At 42.2% G+C, this 600-nt stretch carries 1 pseudogene; it reads left to right on the plus strand.

From position 1 onward, the window contains the following. Positions 1-19: 19 nt before the first annotated feature. Positions 20-526, plus strand: a pseudogene (locus CWB66_RS21060) (transposase); the annotation flags it as partial. Positions 527-600 lie beyond the last annotated feature (74 nt).

Genomic DNA, 600 nt, shown 5'->3' on the forward strand with positions numbered 1-600 from the left:
ATGCCCATAAATAAAAGGCGAAACAGAGCAAGAAAAGCGTCGACTAAAACGCAGTAAAGGCAAGCCACGATTATTTACCTCAGACGATTTTCATTATGATGAAGCAACCCAAACCTGCCGCTGTCCCGCAGGCAACGATATGTGGCGAAGTGGGGTTAATGTAAAAAGTCATAACCAACAATACACACGATTCTGCGGTTACTTAAAAGACTGTAGAATATGCCCGCTACAGCAGCAATGCATGCGGAAACCACCGATAGAAAGAGGCCGACAAGTTCAGTTTATAAATAATGAATCACGTAAAAAGCTGAGCTACATCGACAAAATGAAGGTCAAAATAGACAGCCCGATGGGGCGACGACAGTATAGCAAACGACTCGGGTGTATAGAGCCAGTGTTCGGAAACATTACAGTGAATAAAGGGATGAATAAATTGACCTTACGGGGTCAAGCGAAAGTGAATGCGCAATGGCAATTGTATTGCCTTGTTCATAATATAGAAAAGCTGCAAAACACGATGCATTAAGAAGGGGAAGTCCTTTGTAGTGGTCAATAAAATTTGGCCACAGTTTTAGAATCTTTGTATCTGACCTCAGATTC

The sequence above is a fragment of the Pseudoalteromonas sp. S558 genome (assembly GCF_005886635.1).
GTDB classification, from domain to species: Bacteria; Pseudomonadota; Gammaproteobacteria; order Enterobacterales; family Alteromonadaceae; genus Pseudoalteromonas; species Pseudoalteromonas aliena.